The following is a 16282-nucleotide window of genomic DNA, read 5'->3' on the forward strand; positions in this document are numbered from 1 at the left end:
TTTTTAATTCACCCCCCCCCCCCCCTCAACTACACCCCCTAACGCGGCGCCCGCTACTTTTTTTTATAAGCCCCGGGGCCCGCCCCCCCGGGGCCCGCCCCCGACGGGCTTTTCCGTGCCGAGAACCAGACCGGGAGCCGTACTGAGAACCGCGCCGAACGCTCCCCGCGGTCCCGAACGCGGGAATTCCCGCCGGGCGCAATAGGCGATCTCCAGGCCGGTAATTATTCATACAAGATGATTGCCAAGGTTTTTCCGATCCTCCCGGGGAACGGTGCCGGAACTCCTTCGGGTGGGGGTTGTGTGGAATTCACGTACCGGGGGTTTCCGGTGCGGGCGGAGGTCGTTAGCCAACGCGGTAGTACGCCTTCCCCCAGGCGGTCGCCGGAGGCCGCCGAAGAAAGGAACACGATGAAGCCCCTCAAGGCTGCCGCAGTCGTCGCCGGGTCCTTCGCCCTGGTCGGTGCCGCCGCACCGGCGTTCGCCACCACCCCGACGCCCACCAGCCTGAACGGCGCTCTGGAGACGCTCACCACCCAGTCCACGCTCGACGCGCAGCCGCTGCACAGCAATGCGCTCGACACGGAGAAGGAGGGCACCCTCCTGAACAGCGTGCAGACCACCGCCGACCAGATGAACGCCGGCGGAGCCAAGGCCGCCCCGCTGCTCGGCGGACTCCCGGTCGGCAAGTAGGCCGCCCGGCGGTCCGTGCGACGGTGCGTCCCGCCCACCGGCGCGCGGACCGGCCCCGCGCCCTCCCCGGGCCGCGTGCGCGGCCCCCATCGTGTGATCCGGGAGCACGGGTCGCCCGGACGAGTGACACGGGCATCCGGGTGCTCCCCGTATGTCGCTACGGTGCCGTGGTGACCTCAACCCCCACCGACAAGCGTCCCTTCCACCCGGCCGAACTGGGCACCCTCGCCGTCATGGCCTGGAGTGGCGAACACCCCGACGAACGGGGCGACCTGGCCTTCCTGCTCGCCTACGCGCTCGGTGACGGGCCCGGCGGTCCCGAGGGCACGTCGGCCGCCGTGCGCACCCTGCTGGAGAACACCGGGCTGCCCGTCGGCGGACCCGTCGTCGACGCCACGACGCGCCCCAGCTTCCCCGTCTCGCTCCTCGTCGAAGCCGGGCAGGCCGTCGTCAACATGCCCCAGCTGAACGCCCAGTGCCTCGTACCGCCGGAGTGGCTCGCCGCGGTCCGGGAGCGCGGTCACGCGTACTTCATCTTCGCGACCCGGCCCTGGCCCGAGGGGTCGCCCGGCGTGGAGATGACCCAGGCCACGCTGTCCGCGTTCGCCGGGGACGAGGAGATGCTCGCGGGGGCCGCGCACTGTCTGCTGCCCGCGCGCAGCCTGCGCACCTGAGGGCTGCCCGCCGGGGGCGGGGCTCCCTCCGCCGGTCCGACAACCCGCCGATTGCCCCCTGCGGGGGAACTCTGCGGCGGTCGTCCGGACTCCCTCGTTAACCGGATGTCCAGACCTGCCGACCCCCGAAGGGGACCGTTGACATGAAGTCACCGACGCGTGGAAGCCTTGCCGCGCTCCTGGCCTGTGCGGCCGTCGCCGCGGGAGCCGGGTCCGCCGCTGCGGGGGAGCGGGTGCCCGTCTCCGTACCCATGGAGGGCGTGGAGCACTCGCTCGGGATCTCGGCGCCCAAGGTCGGGGCGGAGCTGCCGGTTCCGGTGCCGGGGGCGGTGGACGGACCCCGTTACGTGGAGGGGCGGTTGCTGCCGGCCGGGTTGGTTCCGGTCGTGCCGTTCAGCGTGCCGTTGCCCGGGGTCGCGGCGGAGTCGTTGGTGCCCCATGTGGTGGGGGGCGGGGCCGACCGGGCCTCCGCGGTGGTCGGGGGGCCCGATGCGGTCGTCGGTACGCCCGGGGTGTCGTTCGACGCGCCGGTCAGTGGGCCTCAGGCCGATGCGTTCGGGCTGCCGCGGGCCGCGTTGCCCGTTGCCGGGCTGCGTACGGCTCCCCTCCAGACCGCTCCCGCCGCCTGGCTCCACTTGACCTGACGGTCCCCCCCTGCGCGTGCGTTGTCCCGCGAGGTACGTCCCGGTGTTGCGCAGTTCCCCGCGCCCCTTGATCAGGTGCGTCCCGGTGTTGCGCAGTTCGCCGTGACCCTATCGGGGCGGTGCAACGCACGCCCAGCGAAACGCGCCCCGATAGGGGGCGCGGGGAACTGCGCGAAGCCCGTGCGCACGGCACCCACACAGCGCACCCCGAGATGGACGCACCTCAGGGGCGCGGGGAACTGCGCGGGCGGCCACGACGCACCCGCACGGGACAGCGCACCCGAAGGGCCAAGCGCCCAGCGATTGCGTGCCCTCGCGCACCCTTGCGCGTTGGGCACGACGACGCGCAGACCGACCCGGGAGGCCACCGTTGCGAGCGACCCGCCGCGCCCTGCTGAGGGCCCTGTTCCTCACCGCCCTGGCGGGAGGAACAGCCGCCGCCCTGACCCCCGTCCTCACCGCGGACCGCAACGCCCGCCGCCCCCGCGCGCCCCGCGCCCCGGGCGCCCCCGGCGCCCTCCGCGGTGAGGTCCTGTTCGACGAGACCTACCGCGGACGGCGCCTACGGGGCCGCCGCACGGGCTCCCCGGCCGGGCACGGCACCGGCAACGAGCCGGACGCCCTGCGCGTCACCGTGGACGGACGCCCGCTGCACCTGATGCGCCGCGCGGACGGCGGTTACCTCACCGTGGTCGACCACTACGTCTCGTACCCGACTCCGCTGGCGGCGGCCCGGGCCGCGGTGGACGAACTGGGCGCCGCCCACCTCTCCGCGTCCCCGACGCACCGCGCCTGAACGCACCGGCACCGGCCTTCGGAGAGGGAACGCACGTGGTGTACACCCGCAAGAACGTGACCAAGCTGAGCAGCGCGGAGCGCAAACGGTTCGTGAACGCGGTACTCGCGCTCAAACGCAAGGGCCGGTACGACGAGTTCGTCCGCGTCCACATCGACTACTACGTCGCCGACGGGGACACCAACCGCCGGGTCGCCCACATGGCGCCGTCCTTCCTGCCGTGGCACCGCAGGTTCCTCCTGGAGTTCGAACGCGCACTCCAGCGGGAGGCCCCCGGGGTCACCGTCCCGTACTGGGACTGGACGGCGGCGCGTTCCCCGGTGGGGTCCCCCTGGACGGACGACCTCCTCGGCGGCACCGGGCGGGGCACCGAACGCCGGGTGGCGACCGGCCCGTTCGCGCGGGCCAACGGCTGGATCGTCCGCGAGAACATCACGGACGACGACTTCCTGGTCCGGGACCTGGGGCGGCCGTCCAACCCGTTCGCGTTGCCGTCGAAGGACGAACTCGCCCTGGCCATGCGGGAGTCGGTGTACGACGTGGAGCCCTGGAACTCCACCGTGTCGTCCGGTTTCCGCAACGGCCTGGAGGGCTGGACGGGCGTCCGGACGGGGGACGGCCGGTGGCGCAACCACAACCGGGTGCACCGCTGGGTCGGCGGGACCATGCTCGGTGGTGCGTCGGTCAACGATCCGGTGTTCTGGTTGCACCACTCGTTCGTCGACCTGCTGTGGTCGCGGTGGCGCAAGGCACATCCGGACGGTGCGTACGAGCCGGCCGAGCCGCCCGGGTTCGGCTCGCTGGAGCGCGGTCGGATCGTCGCCCGCAACGAGCGGATGCCGCCGTGGGACGTCACCCCGGCCTCGTTGGAGCAGCACGGCGGGATCTACCGCTACGCGTGACGTGCCGCGGGAACGGCGGAGCCCCCGTCGGCCGGCGTGCTGACGGGGGCGGCTGCGTACGGGGACGGAGGTCTCCGTACGCGGTGCTCAGTATCCGTAGCCGGCGGGGCCGCTGCCGTTGACACAGGTGTTGCCGAACGCCGGGTTCAGGATGCCGATCACGTCGATGGTGTTGCCGCAGACGTTGACGGGGACGTGCACGGGGATCTGCACGATGTTGCCGGACAGGACGCCCGGCGAACCGACGGCCTCGGCGGCGGCACCCGCGTCGGCGGTGGCCATGCCCGCGCCACCGAGCATCACGGCGCCCGAGCTGACGGCCAGGACGGCCGCCTTCGCGATGCGAGACATCACGTACTCCTTCAGTTGGGTTGTGCGGTGGTCCGTGCGGGGTGTCGGGGGGAATGACGTCCGCACGCCCCCTTCAACGTCAGGAGGCGGCCGGGGTCACGGTTTGTCATCCCTCGCCGCGGGGAAAGGCGCGGCGCCCGGCCGGTCGGGTGCTTCAGCGGGCGACGAGGGTGATCTCGGTGGCCTTGACGCTGGTGAAGACGGCGCTGCCGTCGTGCAGCCCCAGGTCGGCGGCGGCGCCCGGGGTGACCTCCGCGACCAGGTCGGGGGCCCCGTCGGAGGTGACGAGGACCCGGAGCCGGCTGCCGACGGCGGTCAGTTCCCGCACGGTGCCCGGCCAGACGTTGCGGGGGCTGCCCGAGGGGCGCTCGCGGTGCAGGGCCACGGCCTCCGGGGCGAAGACGGCGAGTGCGTCCGTGGCGGGGGCGAGGGGTTCGGCGGCGACCACCCGGGTCCCTCCGGCGGTGACGAGTCCCTCGGCGGTGGCGGTGCCCGGCCAGGCGTTGGCGCCGAGCATCCGGGCCACCCAGGCGGAGCGGGGGTGGCGGGCCACCTCGGCGGGCGGGGCGTCCTGCACGGTGCGGCCGTCCTCCAGGACGAGCACCCGGTCGGCGAGGGACACCGCCTCCACCGGGTCGTGGGTGACGATCAGGCAGACCCCGTCGAACGCGTCCAGATGGCGGCGCAGGGTGTGGCGGACCCGGCCGCGGGTGGTCTGGTCGAGCGCGGCCAGCGGCTCGTCCAGGAGGAGCAGCCGGGGGCGCGAGGCGAGCGCGCGGGCCAGGGCGACCCGGCCGGCCTGCCCGCCGGAGAGTTCGCCGGGCCTGCGGTGGGCGAGGTGGCCGACCTCCAGCCGGTCGAGCCACTCCCGTGCGGTGCGCAGCGCCTCGGCGCGCGGCACCCCGTGGGCGCGGGGGCCGTAGGCGGTGTTGGCGAGGGCGGTGAGGTGCGGGAACAGGGCCGGGTCCTGCGGCACCCAGGCGGTGTCGCGGCGGTGCGGGGGCGCGGCGGAGAGGTCGGTGCCGCCGAGGGCGAGCCGGGCGGCGGACTGGGTGGGCAGGCCCAGCAGGGCCCGCAGCAGGGTGGTCTTCCCGGCGCCGTTGGGGCCCACCACGGCGAGGGTGGTGCCGCCGGGGGCGGCGAGCGCGAGGTCGGTGTAGCCGGTGAGGTGCGCGTCGAGGCGGGCGGCCGAGGGGGCGCGGCGCGGCGGGGCGTCCGCCGTCGGTCGGGGAGCGGGGGGCTGCGGGGCGGGGGCCTCGGCGGGAGCGGCCCCTGCTGGTGCGGCTTTGGCGGGGGCGGTGGTCCAGCGTCCGCGGAGGGCGATCAGGACGGCCATGGCGACGGCGAGCAGCAGCAGGGACACCGAGGTCGCCGCCTCGGGGTCGTCCTGGAGCAGCAGGTACACCTGGAGCGGGAGGGTCTGGGTGGTGCCCGGGAGGTTGCCCGCGAAGGTGATCGTGGCGCCGAACTCGCCCAGCGCCCGGGCCCAGGTGAGCGCGGCGCCGGCGGCCAGGCCGGGGGCGACCATCGGCAGGGTGACCGTGCGGAACACCCGCAGCGGGCTCGCGCCGAGCGAGGCGGCGGTCTCCTCGTAGCGGGGGTGGAGCGCGGCGAGCGTGCCCTCCAGGGAGATGACCAGGAACGGCATCGAGACGAACGTCGCGGCGACCACCGCGCCCGCCGTGTGGAAGGGCAGGGTGACGCCGAACCAGTCCTCCAGCCAGGGCCCGAGCAGCCCGCGCCGGCCGAAGCCGAGCAGCAGGGCGACCCCGCCGACGGTGGGCGGCAGCACCATCGGCAGCAGCACCAGCGAGCGGACGAGCGCCTTGCCGCGGAACGGGACCCGGGCGAGCAGCCAGGCCAGCGGCACGCCGAGCACCAGCGAGACGCCGAGCGCGCTCAGCGACACGACGAGGGACAGCTTGAGCGCGGTGACGGACTCCGGTGCGGTCAGGTGGGTGCCCAGGTCGTCCCACGGGGTGCGGACCAGTACGCCCAGCAGGGGGACGAGCAGGAACGCGACCGCGAGCAGGGCGAGGAGGGCCAGGGCCAGTGGTGGACGGGCGGGCCGGGTGGCGGCTCCGGTCACGGCTTCTGGAAGCCGGCGTCCCGCAGGATCTGCTGCGCGGGCGGCGAGGACAGCCACTCCACGAACGCCTGGGCCGAGGGGCTGTCGCCGGACTCCTTGAGGACGGCGGCCGGGTACTGGGCGACGGCGTTCTGCCCGTCCGGGATGGCGATCGCGTCGACCTTGTCGGGCTTGGTGTCGGCGTCGGTCTTGTAGACGATGCCCGCGTCGGCCTCGCCGAGTTCGACCTTGCTGAGCACGGCCCGGACGTTCGGCTCCTCGGAGACCGGCTTGACGTCGACCCGCTGCGCGTCGAGGACCTGGCGGCTGTAGCGGCCGACGGGGACCTCCTCGGCGGCGAGGACGACCTTCAGCTTCGGGTCGGCGAGGTCCTTGAGGGTCTTGACCTCGTCGGGGTTGCCCTCGCGGGTGGCGATGACCAGGCGGTTCTTCGCGATGACGGAGGGGGTGCCGGTTTCGGCGCGCAGTCCGTCCATGGTCTTGGTGTCGGCGGTGACGATCGCGTCGGCGGGTGCGCCCTGCCGCACTTGTGCGGCGAGTTCCTGGGAGCCCGCGAAGGAGAAGGTGAGCTCGACCCCGGGGTGGGCGTCCTCGTACGCGGTCTTCACCGTCTTGAACACGTCGGTGAGGGAGGCGGCGGCGAGGACGGTCAGCTTGCTGGAGGAGGCCGGGCCCGCGCTGCCGCCGCCCCGCCCGTCCTTCCGGTCGCCGTCGCTCTTGTCGTCGCTTCCGCAGGCCGCGAGGAGCGGGACGAGCAGGGCGGCGACGGCCAGTCCGGCGACACGGGCGGTTCTGGGCACGGGGTCCTCCAGGGGTGACGACGGGGGGGCAGGGGGCTCAGGTGCGGTCGATGTGGACGTTGGTGGCCTTGACCCGGGCGGTGGCCTGCGCGCCGACCTCCAGGCCCAGTTCCTCGACGGCTTCGCGGGTGAGGAGGGAGACCAGCCGGTGCGGCCCCGCCTGGATCTCCACCTGCGCGGCGACGTCCCCGAGCTTCACGGCGGTGACGATCCCGGGGAACGCGTTGCGCACGGAGGTGTACGGGACCTCCTCGTCGTTGCCGGTGCCCTGGGCCAGCTCGACGGAGAAGGCGGCCAGGTCCACGCCGTCGACGAGGCGGCGCCCGCTGTCGTCGCGGTGGGTGGCGACGCGTCCGGCGTCGGCCCAGCGGCGGGCGGTGTCGGGGCTGACGCCCAGGAGACGGGCGGCCTGCCCGATGGTGTACGACGGCATGTGCGCCACGTTAAGGAGAATCACGGCGCAGATGCAACCCTTATGGGTGGTTGTTCCTGGTGGTTGCGGGGGTGTACTTCGTGGTGGACCGGGGCTTGACCTCAACCAAACTTGAGGGAGCAGGCTGATGCCCATGACTACGGAAACCGAAGACATCAAGGCCATCGAGCAGGTCGTCGCCACCGTCGAGCGCACCCAGCGCGCCCGGGACGTCGAGGGCTTCCTCGCGCTCTTCCACCCCGACGCCCTGTGGACCACCGGACACGGCAAGGTCCTGATCGGGTTCGACGCGATCGCCGAGTTCACCCGTTCCGTGCTGCCCGACGCGCCCCAGGACGGCGAGGTCACCTACGAGGTGGTGCACCTCCAGTTCCTGCGGCCCGACGTGGCGGCCGTCAAGGTCAAGCAGGTGTACCACCTCGCCGAGGGCCCGCAGGAGGGCAGCCCGCTCTACGTGATGACCAAGCAGGAGGACGGGAGGTGGCTGCTGACGGTCAATCAGAACACGTCGGTGTACGCGGAGTAGGGCGCAGCGTGCCGCACCCGCGCGTCCCGGGCCCCACCGCGCCGGGGGGTTTCCCGTCGCACGCTCCGCCGTACGGGTGAACGCGGAGCGCCGCGCGCGGTTCCGCCTGATGGGATCGGAACTCCGGTGTCCGGTGCCCGGGGCCGGTGCCCCCTCAGGAAGGTCGTAGATGTCCCAGGGTCAGCCCGAGCGCCTCCGCATCATCTGTCCGCCGGCCGCCGCGACCCTCGGCACCGACGACCACCGTTCCGGCAGCGAATGGCTGTCCTCGCGCCGGCCGGGGCAGGTGTTCATGATGGGGGACAACCCCGCCCTCCCCGTCATGCCCGAGCGGCCCACGCTCGCGGACTTCTTCCGATTGCGGTTCGCGTTGGACCCCTTCGCCGTGCGGCACATGCTGCACAGTGCACGCCGGGCCCGGGAGCAGGGCATGGGCGACAAGGTGGTGCTGGCCTGCCTCCTGCACGACATCGCGCTCGCCGGTCTGCTACGCAGCCAGCACGGTCACTGGGGGGCCCAGCTGGTGGGGCCGTACGTCGACGAGGAAGTGGCCTGGGCCATCCGACAGCACGAGGTCCTGCGCTACTTCCCCGACGAGAGCGTGGGATACGGCTACCCGGAGGCGTACCGGGACTTCTTCGGGGCCGAGTACCAGCCGCCGGCCCACACCCGGGCCGCCTACGCGAAGGCCCGTCGCCACCGCTGGTACATGTCGGCCCGCATGGTCACCATCAACGACGTGTACACCTTCGACTCCGAGGTCGACATCGAGTTCGAGGAGTTCGAGGACGTGGTGGGCCGCCACTTCGCCCAGCCCGCGCAGGGATTGGGCTTCGACGACTCCCCGGTGGCCCACATGTGGCGCACCATGATCTGGCCGAACAACTTCATCTGAGCGGGCGGCTGGAGGCTCGGCGCCGCGTGTCCCGGGGGATCGCTAACGGCGGGCCGTCGCGTCGACGACCTCGGACGGGGCGGGGGCCCGCACGTCCAGCGGCGCGTCGAAGCCGCTGAACGTGGTGGTGTTGCGGTGGTCGGTGCCCTCGTACGCCACCTTGAGCAGGTACGGCTCGCCCTCGGTGGCGACGTGGAAGGCGTAGGTCCCGCCCTCGTCCGCCTCGTCGGTGACCACCAGCGCGATCGTCGGGACCCCGTCCACTTCGCCGGGCTTCCCCTTCTTCGCCTCTCCGAAGAAGGCGAACTCCCGGGTGCAGGTGATGCCCCGTGCGCCGTCGGACACGGCCTTGACCCAGGGCTTCCTCCCCGCGACGTCGGCCAGGCCCCGCTCCTCGGCCCACTCCTTGAGGTACGCGCGGTTCGGCCGGAAGTAGCCGGTGTCGTCGATCCGGATCTCGTCGAGCTGCTTGCCCGCTCCGAAGTCGGTCCTGCCCGTGCACCGCCGCTTGAGGTCGGTCGTGACCTGACCGCTGACGCGCGTGCCGTCCGCCATTGCGGTGTCCATGGTGACGGTCACCGAGTCCAGCGCGGCCATCGTCTCGTTCGCCTCGTCCAGCAGCTGCCGCGCCGAGCGCTCCTCCTCCTGCTTCTTCGGCGCGCTGTCGGTGCAGCCGGCCAGGGCGGTGCCCAGCAGCAGACAGCTCAGCGCGGTCGCAACGGTGCGTCGCATGCGGACGGGTCCCCCTCGGTTCGGAACGCTTCCAGGGCGGCCGAGCGCATGGGGGCGGTCGCTGACCTGGGCGGATCAGACTAACGGGCGTCGAAGTCCACCTGTGCGGCGGGCAGCACCCGGCTACGGCGGCCCGGGTAGCGGAGGTTCCGGAAGATCTCGTTGTGGTGCGCGATCGACGGGTCCGGCGCGACGTAGGGTCCGGTGTCCGGTCGGACGGAGGTGGTGTGCCCGTCCTCGACCAACAGCAGGTCGTAGCCGAGGCCGAGGGCCGCGCGGGCGGTCGTGTCCACGCAGATCTCGGTGGCGAACCCGGTGACGACGACCTCGGTGACGTCCAGCCGCCGCAGCGTCCGGTCGAGGTCCGTACCCACGAAGCTGTCCGGGGTGGACTTGGGGACGACCACCTCGTCGTCCCCGGGCGTCAGCTCCGGTGCGATCCGCCAGCCGTCCGTGCCCGGCGCCAACGGCCCGTCGTCCTGGTGCTGCACGGTCACGATCGGCACGCCCGCCGCCCTGGCCCGGGCACGGAGCCCCGCGATGGCGGTCACGGTCTCCACGGGGCGGTGCGCGATGCCCACCATGGTGTTCTGCATGTCGATGACGAGGAGCGCGGGGCGCCCGGGGGTGCGGGGTGCGGGAGTCATGCGGGGCACGGTAGCGGGGGGCGCGGTGCGCGGTCGCCCCGTTTGTTCGTCGTCGGGGGCCGAGCGGTTGACCCTCACGTGACGTCATGCCGCATCGTCGGTGCTATGCGAGGGCGAGGGCACCTGACCGTGGGACGCGTGGCCGAACTGGCCGGGGTGAGCGTCCGCACGCTGCACCACTACGACCAGATCGGCCTCGTACGGCCGTCCGCGCGGACCGCGGCCGGCTACCGGGCCTACGCGGCGGGCGACGTGGAGCGGCTGCGGGAGGTGCTCGCGTACCGGCGGCTGGGCTTCGGGTTGCGCGAGATCGCGGACCTGGTGGACGACCCGACCACCGACGCGGTCGCCCATCTGCACCGGCTCCGCGGCCTGCTGCTGGACCAACGCGACCGGGCCGCCGCCATGGTGACCGCTCTGGACCGAGAACTGGAGGCACGGGCGATGGGGATCGACACCACACCGGAGGACCAACTGGAGATGTTCGGAGCGCAGTTGTACGAGGCCATCGGGTCCGACTACCCGGCGACGCGGCGCACCGACCCGCGGATCGCGGCGCAGGTCCGGGCGGCGCTCGGGGACGCCCGGACGGTGCTGAACGTCGGTGCCGGCACCGGTTCCTACGAGCCCGCGGACCGGGAGGTGACGGCGGTGGAACCGTCGGCGGTGATGCGGGCGCAGCGTCCCGCGGACGCGGCGCCGTGCGTGGCCGCCCGCGCGGAGCGGCTGCCGTTCGCCGACCGGACCTTCGACGCGGCGATGGCCTTCAGCACCGTCCACCACTGGCAGGACCCGATCGCCGGGCTGCGCGAGATGCGGCGGGTGGCCCGCCGGGTGGTGGTGTTCACGCACGACGCGAGTGACACCGGGTGGCGTCACCGGTTCTGGCTCACCCGCGACTACCTGCCCGAGATCGCCGGCCTGGTCGCCGGCCGGCCCCCGGTGGACGAGTTGGCCGGCGCGATCGGGGCCCGCCTGGAGCCGGTGCTCGTCCCGTGGGACTGCGCGGACGGCTTCCTGGAGGCTTACTGGCGCCGGCCCGAAGCGTATCTGGAGGAACACGTGCGCCGTGCGGTGTCGGTGTGGACCAGGGTCGGGCCGCAGGCCGAGCAGCGGGCGGTGGGTCGGCTCCGCGACGACCTGGTCTCGGGCCGGTGGGCCGAACGCAACCGCGAGCTGGTCGGCCTCGACGCGGCGGAGCTGGGGCTGCGCCTCCTCGTGGCCTGACCGGGCATCGCGGGGCGCTCCGGCGCGTGCGGGGGGCGCCCCCGCACGCGCTTTCGCGTTTACTTGTCGAACCAGGTATCTTGCATCGCATGGAACCAGGTGAGTCGACCAAGCAGGCCCGGGCAGCCGCCCAGCTGCGCAAGGGGGTCCTGGAGTACTGCGTACTCGCCCTGATGCGGGACCGCCCCCGCTACGGCGTGGAACTCCTCCAGGCGCTGGAGGAGTCCGGCGCCCTCGCCACCAGTCAGGGCACGGTCTACCCGCTGCTCTCCCGGCTGCGCCGCGACGACCTGGTCACCACCACCTGGCAGGAGTCCCTTTCCGGTCCGCCCCGTCGCTACTACGCGCTCACGGACAGCGGTCGGGCCGCACTCGACGAGTTCACCCGCGTCTGGCCCGGCTTCCGCAACGCCGTCGACGCCTTCCTGACCGCCCCGGCCTCCCCGGCCGCCCCGCACCCCGCCACCGGAGACCTCGCATGAAGACCACCGCCGACCCCGTCCGTGACTACCTGTCCGTCGTCGAGCGCGAGGCTGCCGCCCTCTCCGCCGACCGCCGCCAGGAACTCCTCGCCGACCTCGTCGAACACGTGGAGGTGACGCTCGCCGAACGCCCCGACGCCTCGATCAGCGAGATCCTGTCGGAGCTGGGTGACCCCCGCACGATCGCCGCGACGGCGCTGGCGGAGGCGGGGCACGGGTCCGCCGGGACCTCGGCCGCCCCGGGTGCCCCGAGCGCCGGCGATGCACCCGCCCGGCGCGGCAAGGTGCACCCCCTGGTCCCGCTGCTGATGCTCACCCTCTCGCTGCCCTTCATCCTGGTCTTCCCCGACCAGCCCGGTCCGGTGCTCGGCGTCCTGTTCCGCATCACCGGCGCGGTGCTGCTCTGCACCTCGGTGCACTGGACCGCCGTCCAGAAGACCACCGGCGTGCTGCTCGTCGCCGTGCTGCCGAGCGTGGTCTTCGCCACCGCGAACCTGTCCGGCGGCGGCCCGGAGGTCGGCACCCCGGCGCTCCTCGCCAACCTGGGCGCGTTCGTGCTGATGGCCGGCGCGGCAGCCTGGCTCTGGCGGGCCCGCCGCGCCTGAACGTGAGCACGGTCACCGGGTCGGGCAGGGGAGTTCGGGGCCGGCCCGGTTCGGGGAACACGTCACCAGCGCGACCGAGTGGAACACCGTGCCCTTGAGGTAGTGCCCCAGGGACACGTCGTCACCGCACATGACGCGCTCGGCGGCTGTCTTCACCAGGAGGGCCAGCCGGGCTTCCTCCCGCTCGGCCCCGGACGCGAAGCGGGGAGCGAACTCCGCCAGCTGTCGTCCGAGCCACTCGGCGGCTTCCTTGGGCTCCTGCCAGGTTCCCCGCACCATCGACGGGGGCTTCGTCAGCCAGTGGGCGGTCTGGATCGGCGGAACGTCGGCCGTCGGGAACTCGGCCGCTGCCCGGCGGTGCCGCTCCAGCAGGTCTTGGGGACTGGTCGGCGAGGGCGGTTCCCCCGGCGGCCGTCGCAGGCTCTCCCTGTCGAACACGGCCTTCTCGCCGAGCCACGCGTAGCCGTGGACGTGCACGGGTGCTCCCTTCCGGGGAAGTGATCGCCCCGCCCGGACGCACCAGGACGGCGCCGCATCGGGGCGGGGCGATCGGGAACCGCTCTCAGGCGGACAGGCCGAACCTGGCCGGGTCGATGCCGGCCGCGTCCAGCTCCGCCGTCGTGAAGCGGAGCGGCTGCGCGTCCGGCCGCTTGCTGTCGCCCACGGCCCAGGCGTCCGTGCCGATGCGGGCGAGCGTCACGCAGGACTCGCCGTCCGGATGCGTGTTGCCCCCACACGCTGCGGTGAACTCGGCTCCCTCGATGGAGAGTTCGTACAAGTCGTCGGACGTCGTCGTACCGGTCTGCACCATGTCGCAACCTCCATGTCGCTCGGTGTGCCGATGACGCTACGGAGGGGGTTCGCGGGTGCTCCACCGTGTTGCACGGAGTTGCAGAGATTCACCCGAGCGCGACGATCGCCTCTCGGATCAGGTCGCGCGCAGAGGAGCCGTGCACGGCGATCCGCGACAGTTCGGTGAAGGCCCGTAAGTACGTGTGGATCTCGCCGGGAGCGGTCAGGTTGATCTCCGCGGTGAGCGTTTCGACAGCCACGCGTTGGTCATCGAACGCGTAGAACGCTTCGAGTGGCCACACCGTCCTGGGAGACCGCTTCGGAATGACGCCCAGCGAGACGTTCGGCTGCTTCATGACGGTCAGCAGGTGGTCGAGCTGCTCCGCCATGTCCTCGTCCGGGCAGACCGGGTAGTAGAGCACGGTCTCCTCGATGAGGAGTGCGAAGCGGTGATCGCCCTTCCGGATGACCCGGGACCTGTCCAATCTCGCTCGGACCGCGTCGGCCACGTCGTCCGGAGTTCCCTGGAAGTCGGTGATGGACCTGAGCAGCCCGGTGGCGTACCCGGCGGTCTGGAGCATGCCGGGCAGCACGTTCGATGCGTAGACGCGGAAGGTGCGCGTTCGCTGGTAGAGGGGAACGGTCCTCTCGTGCACGCGCCGCATTCCGTCCCGGTGGATCTGCTTCCACTCGACGTAGATGGACTCGGCATGACGCGAGGCCGCGATGATGTCGGCTGCTTGCTCAGCGGCCCCACAGGCCGCACACCAGGCGCGGATGTCCGCGTCGGAGGGTGGCGTGACGCCTCGTGCGATGCGTGATGACTTGGACCGGTGCCACCCGCACCGACCGGCCAGCTCGTGCCCGGAGAGTCCAGCGTCCTGCATCAACTCGTGCAGACGCACCGCGACTGCTTGCCTCGCAGCCCGGGCGCTTGAGAGGGGTGAGGAGGACATGAGCTGGCTGGCCAGTACTCAGACGGTGAACTTCTCGTGGGGGACGGCACGTTGCCAGACAGCGTCGAACGCGGTCGCGCACTGTCGTGTGATGACCGGATCGTCCGTCTGGTCGGTGCGAACCCAGTTGCCGGAGCCGTCGAAGATGTTGAACTGGACGAGTCGGCCGTCGAACTGCCAGTAGTCGTTGCCCGGCAGCAGCAGGTCCGAGGCCCGACCCCGAGGAAGCCAGCGGACCTCCTCGCCTGCGGCGACGTTGGTGAACGTGCCGGAGTGCTCGAAGGCGATGTACTCGCTCACGGGCTCCGAAACGATCCGGGCCCTTCGAACGGCCACACCCTTCGCCGTGACCTCTTGTACGAGGTCGAGCCACGGTCGCCACCATGATGGACGGTCGTCCACGTCGAGACGGTGCCCCCGCTGCCATGCTGCGAACCGTTCGACCTCGTTCTCCACCCGGTACTCGTCTCGAAGCTCCAGATGGACGGCGGATTCCCGAGCCGAGCGAATGAGGTCGGAGAAGTCAGTCAGACTCTGCGACATCGAGTGCCTCCCGGAGGAGCGGAATCATCTGCTTCGGAACCCTGATGACCGCTTCGTGGCTGGGGAGGCGAACATCTCCCGCACACGTGGTCGAGGTCTCCTCGTCCGCCGTCAGCCCTTGGATGACGAGGTCCTTCACGCTCTCGTCCACCCACACCGCGGGCGATCCGTGGTCCCCGGATTCGGGGTCCTTACCGATGAAACGCAAGGACATGATGTGCCTCCTTCATGAGACAGAGTCGCCGGCGGGGTGACCGTGGGCGACGGGAACACGGCTGGGAACGGGGGAAGCTGCTCACATCCGTTCGGGTCCCTGAGGGGCCGGTAGTCGGCGTGCGGGATCGCTCGTTCCCAGACCGTTTCGAACGCGTTGCGCACCAGCTCCACCACAACCGGATCGGTACGCAGCTCGCGGCCGACCACCTCCCCGACTCCGGAGAAGTGGGTGAACAGCACCGTCTCGTCGTCGAACATCCACAGGTCGGTCGCCGGAAGGGCGAGGTCAGCTGCGTCGCGCCGGGGAAGCCAGCGGACCGACTCGCCCGCCTCGACGTTCGGGAACGTCACGTCGTACTCGTAGCGGATGTAGTCCGTCACCGGCTCGGACACGACCCTGGCCCTTCGCATGGCCACGCCGCGGGCCGTCGTATCGACCACCACGTTCAGGAACGGCCTCCACCACGTGGACCGATCGCCGGCCGGGTCGAGGCGCTTGCCGCGCTGCCACGCCAGGAACTCCGGATCGTCGGGCTGGTACGCGTCCCGCATCTCCAGGTGCACGGCGGAGTGCCGGGCCCTGGCCAGTCCCTCAAGCACCGGGTGTGACATCACCCCTCCGTGTTGCCGCAGGCGACGGGTGGTTCAGTGCGCACAGACGATACGGCGCGGGGACTCCGGGTCGCCACGATGTTGCACGAGGTTGCAGGGCATTGCCGCAGGGCAATCAGCGGGCGGGTGTGGCCCCGTCCGCCCGCGACGGGGAGTAACGAACGGACGGGGTGCTTGGCGGGACGCAGGCCCAATCGCCGCGGCCCAGCGCTGCGTTCACTGTGCCCGTGCGGGTAAGCGCTCGGTAGTACCCCGGGTGTTCCGGTGGGGTACTGGAACACGTACGGGTTCGTTCGCAGGACCCGCCCTTCCGGGTGGACTTGGACGCCGGCACCGTGCCCATCCGCCGCATGGGCCACGAGCGGCAGGAGCCCCCTCCCCGTTAGCGGCCGTTGCGCGAACACCTCTGGATCGACCGTCTGGCTCGGTGCTCCGGACGGACCGTCCTGGCGGCTGCCGGCCTGACGCTCCGCCCGGTGCGTGGTCAGTGGGTGTGGTGTGTCGTCGTCCACCTGAGGAGGTGGGTCCAGGCTTCGGGGGACGTGACGACGACGGGTCCGTCGTGCCGCGCCCGCTTGCCGTCCCGTACGGCTACGAGGGCTCGGCGGTCGATCGTCCGCGTTCGCCCATGACCGGTCAAGGCTGGCCAGTGGGTGCCCGAGTGGGG

At 72.2% G+C, this 16282-nt stretch carries 21 protein-coding genes; 10 read left to right on the plus strand and 11 right to left on the minus strand.

Annotation, left to right across the window (positions count from 1 at the left end):
• The first annotated feature begins 411 nt into the window (after positions 1–411).
• From ACFWIA_RS20180 to ACFWIA_RS20200, 5 genes are all read left to right on the plus strand, one after another.
• Complete coding sequence (locus tag ACFWIA_RS20180) at positions 412–693, plus strand: hypothetical protein (protein WP_385484587.1); 282 nt, start codon at positions 412–414, stop codon at positions 691–693.
• Between the two features lie 170 nt (positions 694–863).
• Complete coding sequence (locus ACFWIA_RS20185) at positions 864–1367, plus strand: DUF5949 family protein (RefSeq protein WP_387006966.1); 504 nt, start codon at positions 864–866, stop codon at positions 1365–1367.
• Between the two features lie 143 nt (positions 1368–1510).
• The gene (locus ACFWIA_RS20190) at positions 1511–2011 is read left to right on the plus strand and encodes a hypothetical protein (RefSeq protein WP_387006969.1); all 501 of its coding nucleotides are present in this window, start codon (positions 1511–1513) and stop codon (positions 2009–2011) included.
• Positions 2012–2381: 370 nt separating this feature from the next.
• A complete protein-coding gene (locus ACFWIA_RS20195; RefSeq protein ID WP_387006971.1) occupies positions 2382–2807 on the plus strand; it encodes a tyrosinase family oxidase copper chaperone in 426 nt (141 codons plus the stop codon).
• Positions 2808–2842: 35 nt separating this feature from the next.
• Positions 2843–3709: a tyrosinase family protein gene (locus tag ACFWIA_RS20200; protein ID WP_387006974.1), complete on the plus strand. Its 867-nt coding sequence runs from the start codon at positions 2843–2845 to the stop codon at positions 3707–3709.
• 87 nt (positions 3710–3796) lie between these two features.
• Here ACFWIA_RS20200 and ACFWIA_RS20205 read toward each other — a convergent pair whose 3' ends face one another.
• The 4 genes from ACFWIA_RS20205 to ACFWIA_RS20220 all read right to left on the minus strand — a co-directional run bounded on the left by ACFWIA_RS20205 (position 3797) and on the right by ACFWIA_RS20220 (position 7382).
• Positions 3797–4060: a chaplin gene (locus ACFWIA_RS20205; RefSeq protein ID WP_387006977.1), complete on the minus strand. Its 264-nt coding sequence runs from the start codon at positions 4058–4060 to the stop codon at positions 3797–3799.
• A gap of 154 nt (positions 4061–4214) precedes the next feature.
• On the minus strand, positions 4215–6149 hold the full coding sequence (locus ACFWIA_RS20210) for an ABC transporter permease (protein WP_387006981.1): 1935 nt from the start codon (positions 6147–6149) through the stop codon (positions 4215–4217).
• Positions 6146–6949 carry a molybdate ABC transporter substrate-binding protein gene (gene modA, locus ACFWIA_RS20215; RefSeq protein ID WP_387006984.1) on the minus strand — a complete coding sequence of 268 codons (804 nt, stop codon included), beginning with the start codon at positions 6947–6949 and terminating at the stop codon, positions 6146–6148. Before modA ends, ACFWIA_RS20210 begins: the two co-directional genes overlap by 4 nt.
• Before the next feature lie 37 nt (positions 6950–6986).
• The gene (locus ACFWIA_RS20220; RefSeq protein WP_387006987.1) at positions 6987–7382 is read right to left on the minus strand and encodes a molybdopterin-binding protein; all 396 of its coding nucleotides are present in this window, start codon (positions 7380–7382) and stop codon (positions 6987–6989) included.
• 133 nt (positions 7383–7515) lie between these two features.
• Here ACFWIA_RS20220 and ACFWIA_RS20225 point away from each other — a divergent pair, with 133 nt between their 5' ends.
• Together ACFWIA_RS20225 and ACFWIA_RS20230 are read left to right on the plus strand one after the other, a co-directional pair.
• Positions 7516–7908, plus strand: coding sequence for an SgcJ/EcaC family oxidoreductase (locus ACFWIA_RS20225; RefSeq protein WP_387006990.1), 393 nt, complete (start codon positions 7516–7518; stop codon positions 7906–7908).
• 169 nt (positions 7909–8077) lie between these two features.
• Entirely contained in the window at positions 8078–8803 is a 726-nt protein-coding gene (locus ACFWIA_RS20230; RefSeq protein ID WP_387006993.1) for a hypothetical protein, read from the plus strand.
• A gap of 42 nt (positions 8804–8845) precedes the next feature.
• Here ACFWIA_RS20230 and ACFWIA_RS20235 read toward each other — a convergent pair whose 3' ends face one another.
• Together ACFWIA_RS20235 and ACFWIA_RS20240 are read right to left on the minus strand one after the other, a co-directional pair.
• On the minus strand, positions 8846–9535 hold the full coding sequence (locus ACFWIA_RS20235; protein ID WP_387006996.1) for a hypothetical protein: 690 nt from the start codon (positions 9533–9535) through the stop codon (positions 8846–8848).
• Positions 9536–9615: 80 nt separating this feature from the next.
• Complete coding sequence (locus ACFWIA_RS20240; protein ID WP_387006999.1) at positions 9616–10182, minus strand: isochorismatase family protein; 567 nt, start codon at positions 10180–10182, stop codon at positions 9616–9618.
• Positions 10183–10287: 105 nt separating this feature from the next.
• Between ACFWIA_RS20240 and ACFWIA_RS20245 the strand changes: the two genes are divergently transcribed.
• The 3 genes from ACFWIA_RS20245 to ACFWIA_RS20255 all read left to right on the plus strand — a co-directional run bounded on the left by ACFWIA_RS20245 (position 10288) and on the right by ACFWIA_RS20255 (position 12496).
• Complete coding sequence (locus ACFWIA_RS20245; RefSeq protein WP_387007002.1) at positions 10288–11409, plus strand: MerR family DNA-binding transcriptional regulator; 1122 nt, start codon at positions 10288–10290, stop codon at positions 11407–11409.
• Positions 11410–11498: 89 nt separating this feature from the next.
• Positions 11499–11891, plus strand: coding sequence for a PadR family transcriptional regulator (locus ACFWIA_RS20250; protein ID WP_385484547.1), 393 nt, complete (start codon positions 11499–11501; stop codon positions 11889–11891).
• Positions 11888–12496 carry an HAAS signaling domain-containing protein gene (locus ACFWIA_RS20255; protein WP_387007004.1) on the plus strand — a complete coding sequence of 203 codons (609 nt, stop codon included), beginning with the start codon at positions 11888–11890 and terminating at the stop codon, positions 12494–12496. The genes ACFWIA_RS20250 and ACFWIA_RS20255 overlap by 4 nt, the downstream gene beginning before the upstream one ends.
• A 12-nt stretch (positions 12497–12508) precedes the next feature.
• On the opposite strand, the gene ACFWIA_RS20260 is transcribed toward ACFWIA_RS20255, so the two are convergent.
• The 5 genes from ACFWIA_RS20260 to ACFWIA_RS20280 all read right to left on the minus strand — a co-directional run bounded on the left by ACFWIA_RS20260 (position 12509) and on the right by ACFWIA_RS20280 (position 15615).
• Positions 12509–12973, minus strand: coding sequence for a hypothetical protein (locus tag ACFWIA_RS20260; RefSeq protein ID WP_387007007.1), 465 nt, complete (start codon positions 12971–12973; stop codon positions 12509–12511).
• A gap of 85 nt (positions 12974–13058) precedes the next feature.
• Positions 13059–13307, minus strand: a complete 249-nt coding sequence (locus tag ACFWIA_RS20265; protein WP_385484538.1) for a DUF397 domain-containing protein — start codon at positions 13305–13307, stop codon at positions 13059–13061.
• Between the two features lie 88 nt (positions 13308–13395).
• Positions 13396–14244, minus strand: a complete 849-nt coding sequence (locus tag ACFWIA_RS20270) for a helix-turn-helix domain-containing protein (RefSeq protein WP_387007010.1) — start codon at positions 14242–14244, stop codon at positions 13396–13398.
• A gap of 18 nt (positions 14245–14262) precedes the next feature.
• Positions 14263–14787, minus strand: a complete 525-nt coding sequence (locus ACFWIA_RS20275; protein WP_387007013.1) for a DUF6879 family protein — start codon at positions 14785–14787, stop codon at positions 14263–14265.
• A 135-nt stretch (positions 14788–14922) separates the two neighbouring features.
• Complete coding sequence (locus ACFWIA_RS20280; protein ID WP_387007016.1) at positions 14923–15615, minus strand: DUF6879 family protein; 693 nt, start codon at positions 15613–15615, stop codon at positions 14923–14925.
• Positions 15616–16282 lie beyond the last annotated feature (667 nt).

The organism is Streptomyces sp. NPDC127068, from assembly GCF_042724695.1.
Lineage (GTDB): Bacteria > Actinomycetota > Actinomycetes > Streptomycetales > Streptomycetaceae > Streptomyces.